The following is a 22,542-nucleotide window of genomic DNA, read 5'->3' on the forward strand; positions in this document are numbered from 1 at the left end:
TAATTTAAATGATATAAAAATGAAAACCATAAAAAATATATTGCTTGTAGGGCTGGTGCTGTTTGCATGCTCCTGCAAAAAGTTTTTGAAGGAGGAGCCTACCAGTTTCCTTACGCCCGAATCAAATGTATCGAGTGTTAAGGTGGCCAGGGCTTTTACCAATTCGGGTTACCAAAACCTGCAGGGCTTTTTATCGGGCCAAAGTGGTTCGTACGGTGGTAATACCTGGAATTTGATGGAATTTATGACCGGCAAATCGGGCAGCGACCTTGGGCAAACCGGTTACGTAAATTACCAGAACCTAACGTATAGCACCACCTCATTTTATTTTGATACATGGTGGCAGCAAATGTACCTTGGTATAGGTGCCTGTAACCTGGCTATTGGTAAAATACCTGCTATCAGCGCCCCCGGCCTTACCGATGAGGTAAAAAATAACATGCTTGCCGAAGTAAAAACCCTGCGGGCGCTTTATTACTTTCAGTTAGTACGGATGTACGGCGCGGTGCCAATGGTTACCGAAACACCTAAGGACCTTAACCTGAATATCCCGCGCACCGCGGCTAAAGATATCTATGATAAAGTGATCATCCCCGATCTGTTAGCTGCCGAAAAATCAACGCTGCCATGGAAGGATAACACAGGCAAAGTATCGATGGGTGCTGTTGAGGCCTTACTGGCCGATGTGTATTTAACCTACGCAGGGGCTGCGATCAATGGCGGTAAAACATTCTACGCCGAATCGGCCAAGCGCTCACTTAACGTGATCCAGAATGGTGGTTATACACTATTCCCGGAATATACCGACATGATCAAACCAGCAAATAAAAATACAGGTGAATTTATATTCCAGGTGCAATATGCGGCGTCGGTACCATCGTCAAATCCGCTTACACCGCTTACTATTCCAAATTTTTCGGGTGTTTCGCAATATTCAGATGAGTATGGCTCGGTTTATCCTACAACTCAGTTTTTAGCATCGTTTGCTGCTGGCGATAAACGAGTACAAGAAAAGCAGTTCTTTTACTCCAGCTATACCAATACAAAAACGGGCAAAAAAATTACTTTCCGCAGCCCCTATATATACAAGTGGTTTGATTCTACCGCAGTTAATACCACGTTAAAATCTGATCTTAACTACACCCTTTACCGTTTGGCCGATGTTGAGTTGATGTACGCCGAAGCATCAAACGAAGCCGAAGGCGCACCAAATGCTACGGCTATATTGATGGTTAATAATATCCGCGCAAGGGCTAAGCTGGCTCCGATAGGGGCGTTAACCCAATCAGCATTTGAGCAGGAGGTGTGGTTGCAGCGGTATTTTGAGCTCTGCTTCGAAAATAAAATGTGGTTTGATATGCTCCGAACCCGCAAAGTTCATAACGATGTTACCGGCAACTGGGACAATTTTATAGGCCATAAAACAGTATTTGGCGCCACGTTTACAGATAAACAGCTGCTGTTCCCGCTGCCTAAACAGGAGACAGATGTCAATCCGAAATTGTTACCTAATAATCCGGGTTTTTAAAGGGAAAGTAATCTGAAATTTATTTATAATACAAACAGTAAAAGGCCGCGCACGCGGCCTTTTACTGTTTGTGAGTTTGACTCATAGCTGCTTCTCAAGCATGCAATTTACAAAGGTAAGATAACCTGCAACGTGGTTTGTCCTGCTGAAGATGCCGTTGCACGCCTTTACATAAAAAACTTCATCCGCTTTATAATAGCCTCTTGCAAAATTTCAAAATCTATCCTGTTTAATAAAATGGCCATACATAATTTAAATGTTTGTACAATTTTATTGATTTTAATTTTATTTATAAAAACTTCTTAAATTAAGAAGTAAAGCCTAATAAGGCTATTTTATTATAACGTACTTAAAACAAGCCTGTTGTTGAATAAATTATTAAACTGCATAATTTGTTAATTTAAATTTAAATATGTAATTATGTATATACAATATAATAAAAAATTAATACTAAACCAAATCATTCTATGGTTCAAAGAATCTTTACCTATCAAAATTTAAAATTCCTGGGTTCTTGTGTTCTTTTAATGTTCCCGATCGGATTGGTGGTACACGGCCAAACTTCGTTTACGGTTAAGGGAAAAATAACGGATACCAAAGGTGTAACCATGCCGGGAGTTAGTGTAACCATTAAGCACAGCCCGCGAGGGGTTGTAAGTGATAACGCAGGCGACTATGTGATCAGTTTACCAAAGGGCAGGGATACACTGGTGTTCTCCTTCCTTGGATTCGTTAAACAGCAAATTGTGCCTGGCGACCGCCGCACCATCAACGTCGTATTACTTGATGATAAAAACGACCTGAACGAAGTAGCGGTAGTAGCCTACGGCACGCAAAAAAAGGAGAGCATGGTAAGCTCCATCACTACCATTAGCCCTAAAGAGATCAAAGGCCCTACCAGTAACCTTACCACCATGCTTGCCGGGCGCATTTCAGGTTTAATATCCTACCAGCGTAGCGGGGAGCCAGGCTATGATAATGCCTCGTTCTTTATCAGGGGAATTACCTCTTTTGGTTCCGGTAAAATCGATCCGTTGATATTAATAGATGGTATGGAATCGGCAGCGAACGAGCTTGCCCGTCTCCAGCCGGACGATATCTCGGCATTTTCGGTTTTGAAAGACGCGGCTGCATCATCATTATATGGTGCACGCGGTGCTAATGGCGTAATTTTGATCACCACTAAAACGGGTAAAAGCGGCGATACACGGTTTAATGTGCGCCTTGAAAATTCAACATCAACCAATACCGAAAACTTCAGGCTCGCCGATAATATCACTTACATGAACCTGGCCAACGAAGCCGCCCTTACCAGGAATCCATTAGCACCTTTACCATATTCGCAAAACAAGATAGATCATACGGTTGCAGGTGATAATCCGCTTTTATATCCTAATAATGATTGGATTGGTTCGCTGATAAAAAAATACACCAATAACCAAAGATTTAACTTAAACCTCACCGGCGGCGGCACTAAGGCGCAATACTATATAGCTGCTACCGCTAACCAGGATAACGGTGTTTTAAAAAACCAAAGCCTCAATAACTTTAGCAATAATGTTAAACTAAAAAGTTACGAGATCCGGTCCAACATCAACGTTAAGCTTACCCCCACTACCGAAGGCATCCTGCGTACCTCCGGCGATTTTGATGATTATTCTGGGCCAATAGGTGGTACAGGTGCTAATGGCAACACCGTTAGTGGTGGTACAAGGGTTTTTAACAGCACGCTTAATGCCAATCCCGTATTGTTTCCGGCTATTTTCCCGGCATCAGATCTGCCTTATGTAAAACACCCGCTTTTTGGCAATGCCGCTCGGGGCACTAATGGCGAGGTGTATACCAACCCTTATGCATCCATGGTATCGGGGTTTCAGCAATACAGCACATCAACGCTTAACGTTCAGCTGGAGTTAAAGCAAGACCTGAAGTTTATTACCGAAGGTCTTTCGGCAAGGGGAATGGTTTATACCAAGCGCTATTCATACTTCAACTTAAGCAGGCAGTACATCCCATTTTATTATGCTGCAAGCCCCTCGGTAAACGATCCTAAAGGTTATACCATTTCTCTCCTGAATGAAGGCACCGCTACTGAGTACCTTAACTACACACAAGGTGATAAACTGGTAAACACCACCACATATGGCGAGCTTGCCTTGAACTATAACAGCACTTTTAACAAGCTGCACAATGTAAGCGGTTTGCTTATCGGCATCAGGCGCAACTACCTTAACGGTAACGCCGGCACCCTTACATCATCTTTGCCTTTCCGTAACCAAGGTTTATCCGGAAGATTTACTTATGGGTTTGATGGTCGCTATCTTTTTGAAACCAACTTTGGTTATAATGGCTCAGAACGTTTTGCTCAAAATAACAGATATGGTTTTTTCCCGTCTGTGGGCGTGGCATGGAATGTAAACAACGAGAAGTTCTTTAAGCCGCTCGAGCATGTTATTAATAAACTCAAGTTCCGCGCAACCTACGGCCTTGTTGGTAATGATCAGATAGGCAACGCCGGCGACAGGTTCTTTTACTTATCAAACGTAACGTTGAATGATCCGGCCTATGGGGCCACTTTTGGCGAAAACGGCGGATATACAAAAAATGGTGTATCTATTTCAAGATATGCCAACGAAGGTATCACCTGGGAGAGGTCGAAAAAATTAAACTTAGGTATGGACTTAGGTTTATTTGATTCCATGAACCTTATTGTAGACGCCTACAAAGAACGCCGGAGCAATATTTTGATGGATAGGGCATATATCCCAACCACGCTCGGCCTTACCGCCCCGGTTAGTGCCAACGTTGGTGTTGCTGAGGCAAAAGGCTTGGATGTTGCTATGGATTACAATAAAAACTTTGGGAAATCGTGGTTGCAAATGCGGGGTACTTTCACCTATGCCACCAGCAAATTGCTGGTTAACGAAGAGCCGCAGTACCCATCTAACATGCTATATCTTTCACGGGTTGGCCAGTCGCTTACACAGGCCTACGGGTTGATAGCAGAGCGTTTGTTTGTGGATGATGAAGATGTGAAAAATTCGCCCAAACAAAACTTTGGCGAAGTAAGGGGGGGAGATATCAAATACCGAGACCTGAACGGCGACGGGCAGATTACCAACCTGGATATGGTGAACGGGTTAGGATACCCAACCACTCCCGAAATTATTTATGGTTTTGGCTTTACCTACGGATATGGTAATTGGGAACTTAGTTCGTTTTTCCAAGGTTCGGCACGGTCATCGTTTTTTATCAATCCAAGCCAGATCTCGCCATTTGTGGCCAACGGGCCCGATCAGCATGGTTTGTTGGATGTGATAGCAAAAGATCACTGGTCGGAAGATAATCGGAACCTTTACGCTTTTTGGCCAAGATTAAGTTTAACACAAAATAGTAATAACAATCAATCATCAAACTGGTGGATGCGTAACGGATCATTCCTGCGGATGAAGAGCGCTGAACTGGCTTATAACATCAGAGAGAAAACACTTAAGCGGTACCATATCTCTTCTATCCGCCTTTATCTCAATGGTACCAACCTATTCCTGCTTAGCAGCTTTAAGCTGTGGGATCCCGAGCAGGGCAGCAATGGCCTTGGTTACCCGGTACAAAAGGTGTTTAACATCGGCGCGAACATTACATTTTAAACCAATTCAAATCGCATGAAAATTTTATTTTTATATAACCAGTATTTCGGGTATGTCCCGGGGAGGATGGTAAAGCTTTTACTATTAGTTGTATTGCTTACCGGGATAGCCTCCTGCAAGAAAAGCTACCTTGATGTAGTACCCGATAATGTGGCCACGCTCGATAACGTATTCGCTAACCGTACCGAGGCCGAAAAATACCTGTTCACCTGCTATTCATATCTTCCGCAGGAGGGCAACCCAGATAAAAATCCCGGCTTTAGCGGCGGTGACGAGGCCTGGACCTATTGGCCCATGACAGAGGATTACTTTTTCCTTGACCCTTACAACATTGCCCGAGGCGAACAAAACAGGGCAGACCCATACATGAACTATTGGGACCAGTTTGATAACCGTAACCTATGGCAAGGCATCAGAACATGTAATATATTTTTGGAGAACATCGACAGAGTGGCGGATCTGCAGCCTTATGTAAAACTAAGATGGATTGCCGAAGCTAAGTTTATCAAAGCTTACCTGCATTGGTACCTCTTCAGGATGTACGGGCCAATACCTATCCTTGATAAAAATCCGCCGATAACAGCCAACCCCGGGGTGCTTAAAGTGTTCAGGCAGCCGGCCGACTCGGTGGTGAACTACATTGCTAAACTGATAGACGAGGCCGCCGCGGGTGATGCCAATACCGGCTTACCAAGCACCATTACCAGTACTACTACCGAATTGGGCCGTATTACCAAAGTTGCAGCTTTAGCTATTAAGGCCAGGGTGCTGGTAACAGCTGCCAGTCCGCTTTTTAATGGTAATAACGATTTTGCCGGGTTTAAGGGAGTTGATGGCAAATTGCTGTTTAATCCGCAATACGACGCTAAAAAATGGACACGTGCTGCCGACGCCTGCAAAATAGCCATTGATGCTGCTGCGGCCGCGGGCCGTAAGTTGTACTATTTTTCAAGTACAGATGTAGCGGTTGATGATGCTACTAAAATTGAAATGAACATTCGCAATGCCATTTGTGAAAAGTGGAACAACGAACTGATCTGGGGCCTTACCTCCGAGGCGGCAGCTTCAACCTTCTGGTTGCAACAATATGCCTGCCCGCAAATTGATCCGGATAACATTAACCTCAGTTTGAAAGGCAAATTGGCCCCGCCGCTAAAAATGGCAGAGCTATTCTATACCAAAAATGGTGTGCCGATAGAGGAAGACAAGACCTGGAACTATGCCGATAGGTTCAAACTGCGAACCGTTACCAATTTGGACACCTGGATGCAGGAAGGCTATCAAACTGTAGGTCTTCACTTTGAACGCGAGCCCCGTTTTTATGCCGATCTGGCTTTTGATGGTTCAACCTGGTTTATGCATAATGGCAACTATAATATCCAAAGTAAGTCTGAACAGTACACCGGCAAAAAGCAAAGTCGCCTGTATTCGGTAACCGGGTATTACACCAAAAAAGTAGTTAACTGGAACCTGGTTTATTCAAAAACAAATGTCACTATCGAATCATATCCATGGCCGGTTATGCGCCTTGGCGATCTGTATTTGTTATACGCGGAAGCATTAAATGAAACAGGTAACCCCGCTGCCGCATTGCCTTATCTTAACCAGATCAGGGCAAGGGCGGGTTTGAAATCGGTTGAAAGCTCATGGGCTACTTATTCAACCAATCCTACCAAATACACTACGGTTGCCGGCTTACGGGATATCATTCGCCAGGAGCGTGGGATAGAAATGGCTTTTGAAGGCAGTCGCTTCTGGGACCTCCGCCGCTGGAAAACCGCGCCACAGGTATTAAGCGCGCCAATATACGGCTGGGATATTATACAATCCACCTACGAGGATTATAACCGTCGGGTATTACTGTTCACGCCGAAGTTTGTTGCCCCGAGGGATTACTTCTGGCCGATAAAAGAAACCGATTTGCAGGTTAACCCCAATCTGGTACAAAACCCCGGATGGTGATTGGCTTAAACGACATTAAAAATGGAGATCATTTTAAAATATAAGATAATGAAAAAGATATTGTTCAGGTGCTGCATCGTCCTGATTGTATTATTGGCCAATTCCTGTAAGCAGGATGAGCTCGCGCCTATTGTTAATGACCATACCCCGCCCGGCCCGGTAAGCAAGGTTACGGTGACTAACCTGAACGGTGCCGCCAAAATAAGCTACACCATACCCACCGATGGCGACCTGCTTTATATTAAAGCGGTATACGCTATCAAAAAAGGTGAGGCCAGGGAAACAAAAGTTAGCCGCTATAATAGCGATCTGACTGTGGATGGCTTTGGTAATAGCATGGATTATCAGGTAAAATTATACGCTGTAGACAAAGGTGAAAACGTATCGGCTCCGGTAGAGGTAACAGTACATCCGCTCACCCCGCCATTAAAACTTACCCGCGATTCGTTAACTGTAACGCCAGATTTCGGTGGTATTAACGTTAAGTTTACCAATAGCACTAAAGCCAGCTTGGCTATCGTGGTGTTAGCTACCGATTCGTTAGGCGAGTTCGCGCCTATCCTTACCAACTATACCAACCTGCAAAAAGGTAATTTCTCAACCCGCAACTTGCCCGCCAAGCCAACCAAGTTTGGTATTTACACCCGCGACAGGTGGGGTAATTTATCTGATACCCTACTGGTAACTGTTACTCCCCTGTTTGAAGAACTTTTAGACCGGACGAAGATCAAAGGCATAGCCCTGCCAACCGACGCGCCACTTGGCCCACAATACGGCGGCGGCATTGATGAACTATTTGATGGCGACGTAACCAACGCCGGTGGCTACTACCACACGGGCGATGCCTCTAAAATGCCGCAACAGTTTACTTACGATATGGGTGTTACGGCAAAACTAAGCCGCTTAAGTTATTTCATGAGGGAGGGGTTCTTCTACTCGTTACACAATCCGCGTGTAGTAGAGATTTGGGGCACTAACACCATTAATCCCGATGGCAGCTATGACGGCTGGACCCTTTTAGCATCACATACTCAAATAAAACCATCAGGACTGCCTGAGGGCCAGCTATCGCAGGACGATATTGATGCCGCACGTGCCGGCGAAACCATCACATTTCCACTGGATGCCCCAAAGGTGAGATACATCAGGTTCCGGACGCTGAAAAACTGGTCGAACGGATCGTATGTGAATTTTAATGAAATAATGATGTGGGGAGATACTAAATAAAACCAACTGATCAATAAAAGTTTATGAAAGTAATAAAATATTTTGCGGTGCTGTGTCTCGTTGCCTTTATCGCAATATTAAGCTCATGCACTAAAAGCGGCGACGCTTATAAAAAATACATGGCGGGCGGTGAGATCACATATCCCGGCAGGCTGGATACTGTACTGGTGCATTCTGGTTACAATAGGGTGCAGTTATCGGCAACGCTTGGTAATGACCCGCTGGTAACCAAAATGAGGGTGTTCTATAATAACCATCATGATTCAACAGAGGTTGCTATTACCCACGCTCCTGGCAAGGACACAGTAAATGTGATCATCGATAAACTGACCGAGGGTAACTACAGTTTTGATGTTTATACCTACGACGCGCAAGGTCGAAAATCTGTAGGGGTAAACGTTTCGGGTGTAGTTTATGGGCCGAGTTATTTAAACTCCTTGATTAACCGGAAGCTGAAAACCGTAGAACAATCACCCGATGGAAACAAAATAGAACTGGGCTGGGGCGAACCGGCAAATGGAGAGCTTGGCGTAGAGATAAATTATACGGCGGTTAATGGTTCTGCCAAAAAGTTCATCGTTCCGGCAAATCAAACCAATACCGAACTGCCTGATTATAAAGAAAGCAGCGTACTTACATTTAAATCCTTATTCAAGCCTGATACCACGGCGTTCGAAACATTTTCGCCAGATCCATCATCGGTCACCTTGCCCAAGTTTGAAAGGCAGTTTGATAAATCTAAATTCGCGGTAAAGATCTTACCTACAGATGTGCTTGAAGGCGGCTATGGTTGGCTGGAAGAGTATTTATGGGATGAAAGTTATAACCCGCCGGGCTTCGCAACAGAATCTACGATTCCATGCTGGTTCACTTTTGATGCCGGTACTTCTACCTCCTTAAGCCGGTTTAAAGTTTGGCAGGCTAACGATAGGCTTTATCAATTGCAAAGCGTAAAAACCTTCGAATTATACGGCAGTAATAACCCCAACATGGATGGAAGCTGGGCAAGCTGGACTAAAATAGGATCCTATACTTCGGTAAAACCATCCGGCCTCCCCGTAGGTCAGAACTCTGACACGGATGTCACTTTTGCCTTGGCGGGTGAAAACTTTTCTGTTCCAGCCTCAACTCCAAAATTCAGGTATTACAGGTTTAAGCTTCTATCTAATTATGGTGGGGATTTTATGACCTTGGAGGAAATTACTTTTTACACGCATGAAAGATAGCCTAAACATAGCAACGTTTATTTATTTCAAAAAAACTGTGTAAGCCGACATGGATATCGGTATCGACATAGTAGCCTGAGGTTAATAATTCATGCCTGGTTTTACTGTTCGACTAATCATTATCGTTGGATCGTAATTCTTTCGATAAGTGTAGAACTGAACAAAGGAAAGAAAACTAACGGGATAGTTGCTAACGGGTACCTGATTGAAGTAATAAATTTTTAATGACAATGGGGGTTCTTCATTTACAGAAATCATGTAAGAGACCGCTTTGATGAAAATAATTACTGGCGTTTCATCAGTGCCTGGATCTGAGATATACTAAAATAATAGAAATGACAAAATCTGCTCGATATCGAACAGACTTTGTTCGGATTTGTCTATAATCCGATATGTACCGGGACTGGGAAATTAATTGAACACATTTATTGCTTCCTGATGATGGTAGAGCTGATTTTGGAGAAATATGAGTAGAAAAAGTTGAGTGAAAAACACGAATAATTGAGCCATTTTTCTTTGTAAAAGGTGTTCAATAAATCAAAATGGGGGATTTATTGAACACCTAATTATTTTAATTCAAAAACTGACTAAATTTATTGGGGCAATACTAAACGCTAAGCTTGCCTTTAGTCGAACTGTTTTATTAGTTCCGATATATGCTGTCTTATTTTGTTACTTATTTACGGTCCGCAGTTCATGCGAGATTGAACAACGGAAAAAGTAAGGAGCAATTACCAGGCACCGTTTTGTTTGAGTACGCCATTTGACGAAGTAACAAAAGTTTGCGGAATCGGAAAATGGCTGAATTTGGCATAATTAAAATTAGTTCTCCCATAAACAGTCTTCAGCAGGTTTTCTGTATAGCCGGTGCCTGAACTGCCATTGGGGCCGGCCACTTTGTTATATCTTACCAGGTCGTACCAGCGATTGAATTCAAGGGCCAGCTCTATCCGGCGTTCATGCCAGATAGCTAAACGCAATGTTGTTTTGTCTGTGGTTATGATTTGTGGAAGGATACCCGCTCCATCATTTTCGCCTGCTGCGACTGATGCAGCGAATGTTTTATTACCACGGGCTCTGAAACGGATCATTTCCAGGTATTTCAACGCATCGGATATATTCCCCAACTCATTATTGGCTTCAGCGGCTATCAAAATGATGTCGGCATACCTCAGATACATTGGGTTCACACTCTGAAAGTTAAAGTTACCGCCGTTCCAGTATGAATATGGCCAGATCACTTTTTTATTGGCATAATTGGTTGATGCCGGGAATGTCACCGGCTGGTTGTTGTTAAAGCCGGGAATGATGTCAGTTTTCGTAAAAATAGTCGCGCTCATTCTCGGATCACCTTTTTCATAACTGCTAACCAGGTTAGGTGAGGGGAAGATATCACCATTTGAACCCAGCGAAGGAAGCCCCTGGTATTGAAGGTAAGGTCCGTACTGGCGTCCGGCGGGCAGGGATGTGTTGTAAATAAATCCACCGGGCATCATATTTTCAGAAGAATACAATTGATCCGGGCTAAACAGGTTGCGGTAATTACTGTAAAGACTGTATTCGCCGCCATTGATAACTGCTTCGGCATATAATTTCGCGTTAGCATAATCCTGCTCATAAAGATAAACCTTCGATAGAAGTCCCTGTGCTGTGCCTTTGGTAACACGGCCAAGGTTGGCCGTTCCCCATTGGCTTCTCGTTGGTAAATGATCGATAGCATACTTCAGGTCTGATATCACCAGCTTAATGATATCCGCGTGCGAACTTTTTGGGATATTATATTCAGCAGTTGACACCGGGTCATGAGCTCTCAGCGGGGCATCGCCGAACACATTAGTCAGGTCAAAGTTGTAATAAGCCCTGAAATATTTGGCTTGGGCTTCAAATAATTGTGCCGAATAGGGGGCTTTTAAAGTCGATGTACGGTCAATTACTACGTTGCAGTAATGGATATTTTCAAAGGCCCGTCCCCAGTAGCGCTCTATCATGTAATTATCCGTGAGGTAGCTGTAATCCTGGAATACTTTAAAGTCAGCATTCCCGCCCACAATAAAGTCATCGCCGCACATTTCTTTTGTTGAATACTGGTGTTGCCCTATCCGGAATTCCCTCCAGGCAATGGAACCATAAAGGCGGTTTACCGCCAAGCCAAGTGTTGTTGTATCGGCCGAAAACGTTGCGCTCGAAAGCACCCCAAGCGGCTCTTTATCAAGAAAACTCTTTTTGCAGGAAGATGTCACAAAAAGCTCTAAAACAACAATGAATTTTATAATATTTTTCATAACTGTTATTTCTTATTTAAAAAGTTAAGTTTATACCCAATCTGGCAGTGCCTGAAACCGGATATGTCCGGAAATCATCGCCTATAGTTGAAACCCCGTAAGCATTTGATACTTCAGGAGAGAAGCCTTTGTATTTGGTTATGTAAAAAGGATTGGTGGTGTTGACATAAACACGAAGCCCCGAAATTCCAACTCTTTTCAATAGCTGCTTGTTGAAAGTATATCCCAGCTCGATAAACCGCGCTTTGATATAAGTACCGTCAAAAATGTTGAAATCGGATGATTGCGTTGTTGACGTGTTAACAGCGTAACGCGGAATGGTGGTATTGGTATGAGTAGGGGTCCAGGAATCCAGCCACTCAACATTCAGGTTGGATAACCCGGAGCTTACAAACTGGTTCCTGGTGTCATTGTAGATCTTACCTCCGAAACTGCCCATCATATCAATGGTTAGGTCAAAACCTTTGTAATCTGCCGAAAGCGTCAAACCTCCGACAAATTTTGCATAAGGCGAACCGATATCTGTTTTATCATTTGCATCCACGAAACCGTCGCCGTTTATGTCTTTGAACAGCAGGTCGCCAGGTTTTAATCCCGACCAGTACTGTTTTGTTGGATTGCCTGATTTTGATGCTGCTGTTGCGTTTAGCTGGTCAATCTGTGCCTGGCTTTGCACAATGCCGAGAGATTGATAACCATAAAAGTCACCAATAGGGGCACCTGCTTTTGACACGTGGGTAGATGGCACCTGGAAATCTGATGTATACGAAGTGAGGCCTTTAAAGTCCAGGATTCTGTTCTTATTGGCGGTACCGGTCACTTTTACACCATATCCAAGCCCCCCGATACGGTCATTCCAGCTTACTGCCAGTTCCACACCGCTGTTCCGCACAGTTCCCGCGTTTGAATACGCAGGGGCGGTACCCGTTGAGCCCCCCGGAACAGGCAATATCAGCAACAGGTTTTTGGTGTCTCTTCGGTAATAGTCGCCTTCAAACCGCAGCCTGTTTTTTAATGTGCCGAATTCGATGCCGGCATCAGTTTGCTGTGAAACCTCCCAGGTAATATTAGGATTTGAAGCAGCTACGATTGTTGCCATCGGATAGAAAACGCCGTTAAATACGCCGTCGTAGGTTGTTTCCTGGTTAAGCAGGTTAAAGGTTTGGTAGTTGGCGATTTTGTTGCTGCCTATCCGGCCCCAGCTCCCGCGTACTTTCAGGTTGTTTATCCACGAAACGTTCTTCAGGAATTTTTCTTCGGAGGCCCGCCATCCGAGGGCTACTGATGGGAAATATCCCCAGCGATGTCCTTCAGCAAATTTTGAGGAACCATCGCCACGGAACGAAGCGGTTAACAGGTACCTGTCCTTGTAGCTGTAATTAGCCCTGAAAAGATAAGAAAGAATAGATTCGCTGGAAGGTAATGCACCAAGTGAATTGATGTTTGATATCGGGTAAACCTGGATATAGCGATAATTGGGATCGGTTGTAGTTAACGGGCCGCTTCCTGTTACGTCCACTCCTCTATAATCAGTATTCTGCGCGGTATAACCGGCCAGGAGGTTCAGATGATGAGATGCGCCAAGCTGTTTGTCATAAGTCAGCGTATTTTCCCATAGCCAGGTTGAAACCGTAGTATATCCATTTTCAATACTGGTTAAACTGCTTTGATTTGCACCCAGGTTGTATGGCGGCGTGTACCTGTTGATATTATTCAAAGTATAATCAATTCCATAGCTGCTTCTAAAAGAAAGGCCTTTAAATAATTCATAGTTCAGGTATCCGTTACCAACAAATTGCAGCGGATGGGTTTGGGCATCTTTATGAAGATAAAGCTCCGCAAAGGGGTTAACAATGTCCACATCCTGGCCTGATGAAAAAGAACCATCGCTTTTGTAAATGGGGATCAAGGGTGATATGCGGGTTATAGAGTTGATACCCCTGCCCGTATTGGAGCCGCCATCGCCATTATAATGGATGCTGGCCAATGAGAGGTTATGCCCGAAGGTTAACCTTTTGCTGATCTTATATTCGTTATCGGCGCGCAGAGTTAAGCGGTTATAGTTGGTGTATTTCAATACACCATCTTCATTATGATAACTGGCACTAATGTTATAATTAACGTTTTCGCTTCCTCCTCCAACAGATAGTTGGTAATCGCTGACAATTCCATTCTGTGTTACTTCTTTGGTCCAGTCGGTTCCGGCGCCTATCTGGCTGATATTGTCGTAAACCGGTGCTGCACCTGCATTAGTTTTAAACAGGTTTACTAATTGGGCGTATTCCTGGCCGTTGGCAACGTGAAACTTACGTGTAAGAAACTGGAATCCCTGACTTGTTAAAAAATTGATAACCGGTTTGCCTGGTTTCCCTTTTTTTGTTGTTACGAGGATAACGCCGTTTGCTCCCCTTGAGCCATATATGGCGGTAGCAGAAGCATCCTTTAAAATTTCCATAGATGCGATATCATTCGGCGCAAGGAAGCTGATATTGGTCACCATCATTCCGTCAACAACATATAGCGGGGTAGGGTCGCCGTTTGTGCCAAGCCCGCGTATCAGTACTGTAGGTGCGGCGCCGGGACCACCCTGGCTCAGTATCTGAACGCCAGGTGTTTTCCCCTGCAGCGCCTCGGCCGCGTTGCTGCCCCCGATTTTAGTTAGGTCGGCGCTCTTTATGCTGGTTACAGCGCCGGTAAGGTCGGATTTGCGTTGAACACCGTAGCCAACTACTACCACTTCGCTAAGCGAATTATCTTTTGCTTTCAGCTTTATGTCGATAACTGCCCGGCTGTCAACATTAACTTCCTGGGCCTCGAAGCCGGTGTAAGTGAACACGAGATAAACGCTACCGTCCGGAACGTTCAATGAATAATTGCCGTTCAGATCTGTTTGGGTACCGGTGGATGTTCCTTTCAACCGGACAGAAACGCCGGGTAAAGGCTGGCCGTTATCATCCGTCACTTTACCTTTCACCACAAAAGCATTAAATTGTGCTCCGTTCAAGTAAATAATGACGGTATTGTCTTCACCGAGCTGGTACTTAATGGCAGTGTTACTGGTTAGCAGGTCCATCACCGCATGGATGGATGCGTTACTTACCTCAATAGATTTAAGCTTATCAATGTGCCTGATCGTTTCATCGTTATAAAGAAAGTGATAGTCAGATTTTTTTTCGATCTCCCGGAATGCAGTCTTCAAGCTTACATTCTTCAGGTTAAGATTGATCGCGGTCTGCCCGAAACCCTTTGAATAGGATTGCAGGGTCGAGACAATGATCAGGAAAAGTATAAATTTTGTCATGAGAAGAACGTTCAAAAGTCGTTCGTGCCGCAAATAACATATGCGGCCTTGATTTTTTTTCATAATTTAGTATCAAGGGTATTTAACTAATTGGTTTATTAAGACGGACTGGTAGTTATGTACCATTTGACGGGGAATGTTGGAAGCATTTCCCGTTCTTTTTTATCGCTGGTCTGTTATTTTATCATACGCATGTTTAAAATTTAATAAATGAAAACCTGGTTATTTATAATTTGATAATTGAAATTGCTTGTTAGCTTAAGCTGCTGCAGCGCCTTGTCAAGCGTTATATTTTCAAATTTTCCGGTTAGGGTCAACTTTTTCAATTCTTCCTTTTTAAAAAGGATGGTGGTGCTGTATTTCCGCTCCATCATTTTTGCTACCTCCCCAAATTCCATGGTGTCAAAAGCTACTTTATTTTTGATCCATCCGGCTTCTGCAGGTAAAGAATCCCTTTTGCTCTGGTGGATTTCACTGAGCTCAACTATCGCTTTTGATGTGGTATCGGTTGACCAATGCCTTGATGCCGATGTTTCAAACGGTTGATTGAACACGGTCAGTTTCTCCGACGGCTTTAAAATTATTTGCCGGTCGGGATTTTTCAATACAGTAAGCTCAATAATACCACGTATCAAAGCAGCTTCGGAGGTTTTATCACCCGGATATGATCTGACGTTGAACCGGGTACCCAAAACCCTGATTTTTATTGTTGGCGTTGTTATTATGAACGGGTGTGCCGGGTCTTTAACAATATCGAAAAAGGCTTCGCCCGACAGGGTTATTTCCCGGTGCCTGGCATCAAATATGTTTTTATAGGTAAGCTTGCTGCCTGCATTCAGGACAACCGTACTGCCATCGGGTAACTGTATGTTTGTCATCCCCCCCATGGGTACCTTGATCTCACAGATCCCGTTTTTTTTGTCGGTTGACCTGAAATAGATCAATGCTATGCTGCTGCAAAATAAAATGACAGCCGCTGCCGCTATCAATATGTATTTGAGCCGGCCGCGATGGATCGATTTGATCGTTTCGGCTCCGTATCCATCTTCAGCAGAAACAGCAGGCACGTTATTTAGCTGGGCCTGCAGTTGTACCCATTGTTCTTCCTTTGGCTCATTATCACATCCTTTTGATATCGGATATGATCGCCAAAGATGCTCCAGCATGGCTATAGGATATTGTGCCCCGTCATCGTCCTTTAAGATCTGGTCGATCTCTTCCAGTTCCGCCGGGGTTGCTGTGTTATTCAGCTTTTTATAAATAAGTATCCAGGTATTGTTGACCATAAGTGTTTTCTAATCTTATAGACAACCAAAAATGGCCCGGCACGGGGAAGGATGAAAAATATTTTTTAATAAAATGAAAAGATGCGGTTATTTGGAGGAAACCTGGGGAGCATTTTTTTTGTAATTCAGGCTTTCTGATAGTTTTTTCAGGGCAATGCTCATATGGTATTCGATGGTTCTTACGGATAAATTCAGAAGCTCGGCAACTTCCTTGTGCGGAAGGCCATCTTCTTTAATCATTTTAAATACCAATCTGCATTGCGCGGGCAGGTTATTAACCGCATGTTCAATCAAAAGCTGGAAGTCTGCCACTATCATTTGATCCTCGATATTCAGGGCAACATCTTCAATTTCTGTCTTGATATCGTCGAGGTTAAAATGTATTGGGAAGTTTCTTTGTTTCAGGAAATTCAGCGATTTATTTTTTACCGCTTTATAGATATAAGAAGTGAAGTCAGTGATGTCTGCCAAAAGTTTCCTCCGTGACCAGATCGAAATAAAGGTATCATTCACTACTTCTTCCGTAGCCTCGGCAGATCGCACATAAAAAGAGGCAAGGTTATATAACCTCTTATAGTATTGAAAATATAGCACCTTGAAAGCCTGCTGATCATCTTCAAAAGCTAATTTCTGTAGCAAGTCCTGAATATTGGTTTCGTTCATACTGATATCCTAACATCCTGGGATGCTTCCCAACTGATGCATATTATTATAATTGGTTATAGTGTTGGTTTTGGCAGGGTCTGACCTGTGATTATTAAATAAGACAGCAGAACAGGATTGTTATACTCAAAAATTTCAGGAAGATTTAACGAGGCATTGACGTGGCTATGTCAAATAAGTAAATCAACTGGCTTTTAATCAAGGGATTTCGCACGAATTATATTTAACGAAGATTCGACCAAGCGGCAAATACCTTCGAAATAGAAGTATACATAGTCTTTGCGATTCAATATTGAAAGTGGGCATCCAGCTGTAGTTTCAATAATAAATGAATTGCAATAGAAATTTAATATATAGTTTATTAATTGTTATATTTATAATTAATAAAGGCTTGAAGTAAGTTGTTACTGGCACTTTCATTAATTAGGGAGTGTTAAAACATCCTCTCACGTGTAAATAATTCTGCCTGACACGAATAAATCTTTTGGAGGGAATTTAAAAGAAAAAGCCCCTAAATTATTTGATTTAAGGGCTTTTGAAGCGATTTTACGCTGCTTTTGTACTGACAGCGGGAGATTGATTGAACACATTTACGGCTTCCTGATGGTTGTAGTGCAGATTTTAGTGCTTCCCGAATATTTCCAGGTCGTCTATCCGTTCATAGGAGGAAAGAAAATAAAGCCGGTACCGCTGGTACTCCACATCCGGGTTATCGATCTGGGCATAACAGTTCCGGACAAAGCCCTGCACGGCTTCTCATATTCGTCCTTTATGTACCGGGATATTATAAATGACCTCGTAGCCGACTACCATTTAATCGCACCTGATTATCCGGGCTTTGGCTTAAGCAGGCGGCCGCCGGTGTATGGGTTTGATTACTCATTTGATAACATGGCCGCTGTGATGGAGGATTTTTATAGGCCAAATTAACCTAAAACACTTTAGTTTATACACGCAGGATTACGGGGCGGCTATAGGTTTCCGTTTGGCGGTAAAACATCCGGAGTGGATAAGCGCGCTAATTGTTCAGAATGTAAATGCTTACAGTGAGGGATTAGGCAGCGGCTTTAAAAAGATAATGACAATGGAAGATGTTGGCGATAAGGCTGAGGTTGAAAATATCCTTAAATCCATCATTTCATCTGAAGGCATCAAGGTACAAAATACACCGAGGTTGCAGCTAAGCCCGCTCATATCAATCCCGATGCTTATTTAATGGACTATCAATTTATCAAAGGGAAGAAAACGAGCCCATCCAAAATGCGCTGTTTCAAAACTACCATACCAATTTAACAAAATATCCCGACTGGCAGCGATACCTTCGCCAGCATCGGCCGCCTGTGCTAATTGTAGGGGGCAAAACGACCCGATATTAAACTTTCCCAGGGCTTTAGCTTATCTAAAGGACCTGAAAAGCGCGGAAGTGCATTTATTGAATGGCGGGCATTTTGCACTGGTGGAATACCATACCGAGATTACGGCTTATATCCGGTCGTTGTTACCAAGTAAGGGTATCAAGTAAACTTTGTTTTTAAAAGCACAGCCCTAAAATAATCGGCCGCGGGCTGTGCATCCTGCTGAGATGCTTTGTGAAGCTATCGCTTGATGAATTTGTCCCTTAAGAGACGCTGCATTACTGCGTCGTGAAAGTTTAAACCAATTGTGATTTTAACCCCGCCCAGCCTTAGCATATTGCCTTCAATGGTTTGCACGTTATTTAGGTTAACGATATGGCTTTTGTGCACCTGCATAAATTTGTCGGCCGGCAGTTTCTCCAGGATGCCTTTAATGGTGAGATACACAACAAATTTACCTCCGTTTGTATATAGCGTAAGGTAATTTGCCATCGCTTCTATATAATTCAGCTCGGCATATAAAATTTTTTCTATTTTGCCTTCACACTTAACAAAAAAATGATCTGGCTTCGCGTCTGTATAAGACGTCTTTTTTTGTTTAAGCGATTTTAACTCCAGCGCTTTTTGAGTGGCTTTTAAAAAACGTTCGAGGCTAAAGGGCTTTACTAAGTAGTCTACAACAGCCATTTCAAATCCATCCAACGCATATTGGCCGTAAGCCGTGGTCATGATTACCATGGGTAAATTTACGGATGACCGTAAAAAATCTAACCCATTCATTTTGGGCATATTGATATCCAGGAATATCAGGTCTACCTCCAACTGGTTAACCAGTCCTGCTGCCTTCAATGGATTTTCGGCAGTACCCACCAAAACCAAAAAATCTGTTTCTTCGATATATTCCTGCAGTAATTTACGGGCAATAGGTTCATCGTCAATGATCAGGCAGTTAAGTTTCATAGATCGAAAAGTGTTAGAATAATTTCATAAGTGTCTTCTTTATCCACTATAAGCAGTTCATGTTTGCCGGGATAAAGCAGTTCGAGACGTCTTTGGGCATTGGCTATACCTAAGCCGGAGGCAACCGTTGGCAGCTGATTGATGAAGGCATCCCTGGTATTGGATATCGAAAATATCAACCTGCCGCTGCTGTAGTTTAAATTGATGTCGATGCGGTTTGCCGTGCACTCGTTAAAGCCCACGTATTTGAACGCATTTTCAATAAAGGTGATCAGCAGCAAAGGCGCAACCTGAATATTACCGTTGATTTCGCCAATGTTGAAGGAAACGGCGATCCGCTCATCAATCCGGCTTTTTTGCATAGCGATGTAATTGCGGATGTAGTTCAGTTCCCTGTTCAGTTCTATTTGCTCTACATTACATTCATATAATTGGTAGCGCAGCATTTCAGAAAAAACCAGTAGCATACCTCGGGCATCTTTGTTCGATTTATCGATATGACCGTAAATAGAATTGATGGAGTTGAATAAAAAATGTGGATTAAACTGAGCCCTTAAAAAATTCAGTTCATTGGTTGCTTTCTCTTTCTCTATCTGCTCGATATAGATCTGAGAACGGGTCTTTTCGATCACCATTTTTGCGGCGAGTATACAAAGTACCCAAAACAGGATATTGATGAACGAGTCAACAAAAATGGTCAACAAATCGAAATGTGGGGTTGGCACTTTAAAAATATAGGTAACCACCAGTATGGATACTGGTATGCGGATAAGCGCAGTAAGCACGATGCCACCAATAAACAGGATACCGAATTTTACATACCGTTTTTTGTTAAGCAATCTGGGTATGGTGTACAGCGCGTTAAAATAGTAGTTTGCCGATATAAACGCCAGATAACAAAACTGTATGGTAATGGTATGGGTAAGCACCAGCGCCCCGTTTCTGAAAATAAATATCCAAAAAAAGTAGGCCAGCGCCCAAAACAAAAGATGATATATTATTTTACTGATCTTCAATACCGGGTTCAAATTACAAGTAAGGTAACAAAAAGACATTTAATTTTTCTATTGCGGTTCTGCCCCATCTGGGAAGGCCTGCCCTTTATGGCAGGTGCTGCATTGTACAACAAGAGCCGGGTCTCCCAATCGCGGGTGTTTGTTTTGCAGCCAGCGCTTATTCAGGTCGAGCGTCATGCGCATCATGGTACGGGTTATGGCCTTTTCGGGCTTGGCATCACTGGCAAAATCAAGGCCATGTCCATCCGGGGCATTAGCATGGCAAAAGCCGCAACTTACACCCAGACCATCTTCAAAATCGTCAGCCATGATACTTTGCAAGTCTCGCGAACTGATGTTCTTAGGCAGGACTTTCAAATTGGTATATTTAGCACTATCGGAAGACCTGATGGTGGCCGCAGCGGTTAAAAACACGGGCAGGGCAAGGCTTACTATCGTTAGGAATTTCTTCATTTTTTTGCGATCAGGTTAATGTTTACCTCCACCTCATCAGACACGGTGCTTGTTCCTCCCAGGCTAAAATCTTTCCGTTTCATTTTAAACGAACCCTTAAAGGCATAACCATCTCCTAAAGGTTCTGCCATGAATGGGAATGTTACGGTTTGCGATTTTCCTTTTATAGTCAGCAAACCATTAAACTGGTATGTGGCTTTCCCGGTAGCCGTGATCTTGTTAGATTCCATTCTGATCCTCGGGTTATTTTTAATGTCAAAATAGCCTTCCCGTTTCAAATGTTCGTCCCGCAGACTGTTATCTGTATTTACAGTAGCAGCGTTAATGGTTACGTCGATTTTGCTGCCCGACGGGTTTTGAGGGTCGAAGTTGATGGTCCCATCAAAGCCGCTAAAAGTCCCCTCAACGCTAAAGCCCAGATTTTTGATGGTGAACTTTAAGGATGATGCTGCTTCAACGGGTTTGTATTGGGCCAGGCTGGTTTTTGACACACCGGCTATCAGTATCAGTAATATGATTTTTTTTATCATCTCAGGTTATTTCTGTTCGATCATGGATTCTGCCAATATCAGCGGCGTATCTGTTATAGCCAGGGTATGGTTGTGTTCCACATAATTAACGCTGGTTAGACCCAGAAAGCTACGCAGTTTATCAGCAGGAACTTTCATTGGCCCCGGTGATGGTGCCGCGCCGGGTGCGGGTTGCGGGAACGCGGTAGAATTGGCCGTATGAAAAGTAATATTACCTTCAACTTTTTGAATGGTTTGATGGATATGCCCATTCAATACCGACACCGAACCGAAGCGTTTTAATAAAGTCAGGGCCTGTCCGCTGTCATCTGTTCCCCAACCCCATTGCGGATAAATGGCCCAAAGCGGAATATGGGCGAATACCACAATAGGCGTACTGTTTGATAGCGGCTTCAGGTCTGCCTCCAGCCATTTTAACTGGGCAGCACCGATATAACCCAATCCGCCATCTACATGGTTAGTTACGTTATTAAGGCCAATGAAGTGAACGCCGTGCGAATCAAAGCTGTACCATCCGTCGCCAAGTGTGCCTTTACCGTAGCGTTCCAGGTATAGCTTGCCGTTATCGGTAACATCATGTTCGCCGGGCACATAAAAAACCTTTTCAGTTTTTACGCTTTTTAACGATTGTTCGAGCGTATCAAACTCATCAGCCTGTGCCAGATGGGTCAGGTCGCCGGTATGTAATACAAAAGATGGCGTTACCGGCATGGTATTGATTTTGGAGATGGCGGCATTTAGTGTCCCTACCACATCTGTATTGGCCGGCTTGGTAAAGCCGATATGGCTGTCGCTGATCTGCACAAAACTGAAATCAGATTTCGGCATAACAAGCCCTTTTTGCAAGGTCCCGGTCGTTTTATCTATCATCTGGCTCATCCCATACGATTTTAATATGCCGCCCGACATCATCCAAAGCACACCGGTACCGGCCCATGCCATGCATTCAAGGAAACCTCTGCGGTCAATACCATCGTTATTTGCTTGCGGGGTGTGTTCATCCCCGTTGTGAAAATGGTTTTTCATGATCTTTGTTTTATTTATTTTGTACGAAGTACCATCAACAAAAACCACTTTCGCAAAATTTTACACCAATCGGGAAATAT

At 43.5% G+C, this 22,542-nt stretch carries 16 protein-coding genes; 7 read left to right on the forward strand and 9 right to left on the reverse strand.

Annotated elements, in window-relative coordinates:
• The first annotated feature begins 19 nt into the window (after positions 1–19).
• The 5 genes from J3L18_RS02625 to J3L18_RS02645 all read left to right on the forward strand — a co-directional run bounded on the left by J3L18_RS02625 (position 20) and on the right by J3L18_RS02645 (position 9,590).
• On the forward strand, positions 20–1,528 hold the full coding sequence (locus J3L18_RS02625; protein ID WP_129570636.1) for a RagB/SusD family nutrient uptake outer membrane protein: 1,509 nt from the start codon (positions 20–22) through the stop codon (positions 1,526–1,528).
• A 467-nt stretch (positions 1,529–1,995) separates the two neighbouring features.
• Positions 1,996–5,175 (forward strand): SusC/RagA family TonB-linked outer membrane protein, encoded by a 3,180-nt coding sequence (locus J3L18_RS02630; RefSeq protein ID WP_129570635.1) that lies wholly within the window; start codon positions 1,996–1,998, stop codon positions 5,173–5,175.
• 15 nt (positions 5,176–5,190) lie between these two features.
• The gene (locus tag J3L18_RS02635; RefSeq protein ID WP_223266229.1) at positions 5,191–7,137 is read left to right on the forward strand and encodes a RagB/SusD family nutrient uptake outer membrane protein; all 1,947 of its coding nucleotides are present in this window, start codon (positions 5,191–5,193) and stop codon (positions 7,135–7,137) included.
• A 48-nt stretch (positions 7,138–7,185) separates the two neighbouring features.
• Positions 7,186–8,364 (forward strand): DUF5000 domain-containing lipoprotein, encoded by a 1,179-nt coding sequence (locus J3L18_RS02640; RefSeq protein WP_189549353.1) that lies wholly within the window; start codon positions 7,186–7,188, stop codon positions 8,362–8,364.
• Between the two features lie 23 nt (positions 8,365–8,387).
• A complete protein-coding gene (locus J3L18_RS02645; RefSeq protein WP_091169975.1) occupies positions 8,388–9,590 on the forward strand; it encodes a DUF4998 domain-containing protein in 1,203 nt (400 codons plus the stop codon).
• A gap of 731 nt (positions 9,591–10,321) precedes the next feature.
• On the opposite strand, the gene J3L18_RS02650 is transcribed toward J3L18_RS02645, so the two are convergent.
• The 4 genes from J3L18_RS02650 to J3L18_RS02665 all read right to left on the reverse strand — a co-directional run bounded on the left by J3L18_RS02650 (position 10,322) and on the right by J3L18_RS02665 (position 17,122).
• Positions 10,322–11,872: a RagB/SusD family nutrient uptake outer membrane protein gene (locus tag J3L18_RS02650; RefSeq protein WP_129570633.1), complete on the reverse strand. Its 1,551-nt coding sequence runs from the start codon at positions 11,870–11,872 to the stop codon at positions 10,322–10,324.
• Positions 11,873–11,888: 16 nt separating this feature from the next.
• Complete coding sequence (locus J3L18_RS02655; RefSeq protein WP_189549351.1) at positions 11,889–15,173, reverse strand: SusC/RagA family TonB-linked outer membrane protein; 3,285 nt, start codon at positions 15,171–15,173, stop codon at positions 11,889–11,891.
• A gap of 203 nt (positions 15,174–15,376) precedes the next feature.
• Positions 15,377–16,459, reverse strand: coding sequence for a FecR family protein (locus tag J3L18_RS02660; RefSeq protein ID WP_129570631.1), 1,083 nt, complete (start codon positions 16,457–16,459; stop codon positions 15,377–15,379).
• 87 nt (positions 16,460–16,546) lie between these two features.
• Complete coding sequence (locus J3L18_RS02665) at positions 16,547–17,122, reverse strand: RNA polymerase sigma-70 factor (RefSeq protein WP_129570630.1); 576 nt, start codon at positions 17,120–17,122, stop codon at positions 16,547–16,549.
• Between the two features lie 576 nt (positions 17,123–17,698).
• Between J3L18_RS02665 and J3L18_RS02670 the strand changes: the two genes are divergently transcribed.
• Positions 17,699–18,052 (forward strand): alpha/beta fold hydrolase, encoded by a 354-nt coding sequence (locus J3L18_RS02670; protein ID WP_129570629.1) that lies wholly within the window; start codon positions 17,699–17,701, stop codon positions 18,050–18,052.
• A gap of 55 nt (positions 18,053–18,107) precedes the next feature.
• The gene (locus J3L18_RS02675; RefSeq protein ID WP_129570628.1) at positions 18,108–18,338 is read left to right on the forward strand and encodes a hypothetical protein; all 231 of its coding nucleotides are present in this window, start codon (positions 18,108–18,110) and stop codon (positions 18,336–18,338) included.
• A gap of 379 nt (positions 18,339–18,717) precedes the next feature.
• Here J3L18_RS02675 and J3L18_RS02680 read toward each other — a convergent pair whose 3' ends face one another.
• The 5 genes from J3L18_RS02680 to J3L18_RS02700 are packed head-to-tail and all read right to left on the reverse strand — an operon-like array spanning position 18,718 to position 22,462.
• Complete coding sequence (locus J3L18_RS02680) at positions 18,718–19,437, reverse strand: LytR/AlgR family response regulator transcription factor (protein ID WP_129570627.1); 720 nt, start codon at positions 19,435–19,437, stop codon at positions 18,718–18,720.
• Complete coding sequence (locus J3L18_RS02685; protein WP_129570626.1) at positions 19,434–20,492, reverse strand: sensor histidine kinase; 1,059 nt, start codon at positions 20,490–20,492, stop codon at positions 19,434–19,436. The genes J3L18_RS02680 and J3L18_RS02685 overlap by 4 nt, the downstream gene beginning before the upstream one ends.
• A gap of 9 nt (positions 20,493–20,501) precedes the next feature.
• Complete coding sequence (locus J3L18_RS02690; RefSeq protein ID WP_091169946.1) at positions 20,502–20,906, reverse strand: c-type cytochrome; 405 nt, start codon at positions 20,904–20,906, stop codon at positions 20,502–20,504.
• On the reverse strand, positions 20,903–21,436 hold the full coding sequence (locus J3L18_RS02695) for a YceI family protein (RefSeq protein WP_129570625.1): 534 nt from the start codon (positions 21,434–21,436) through the stop codon (positions 20,903–20,905). Before J3L18_RS02695 ends, J3L18_RS02690 begins: the two co-directional genes overlap by 4 nt.
• Before the next feature lie 6 nt (positions 21,437–21,442).
• Positions 21,443–22,462 carry a metallophosphoesterase family protein gene (locus J3L18_RS02700; protein WP_129570624.1) on the reverse strand — a complete coding sequence of 340 codons (1,020 nt, stop codon included), beginning with the start codon at positions 22,460–22,462 and terminating at the stop codon, positions 21,443–21,445.
• Between the last annotated feature and the right edge of the window lie 80 nt (positions 22,463–22,542).

This window comes from Mucilaginibacter gossypii (assembly GCF_017569325.2).
Lineage (GTDB): Bacteria > Bacteroidota > Bacteroidia > Sphingobacteriales > Sphingobacteriaceae > Mucilaginibacter > Mucilaginibacter gossypii.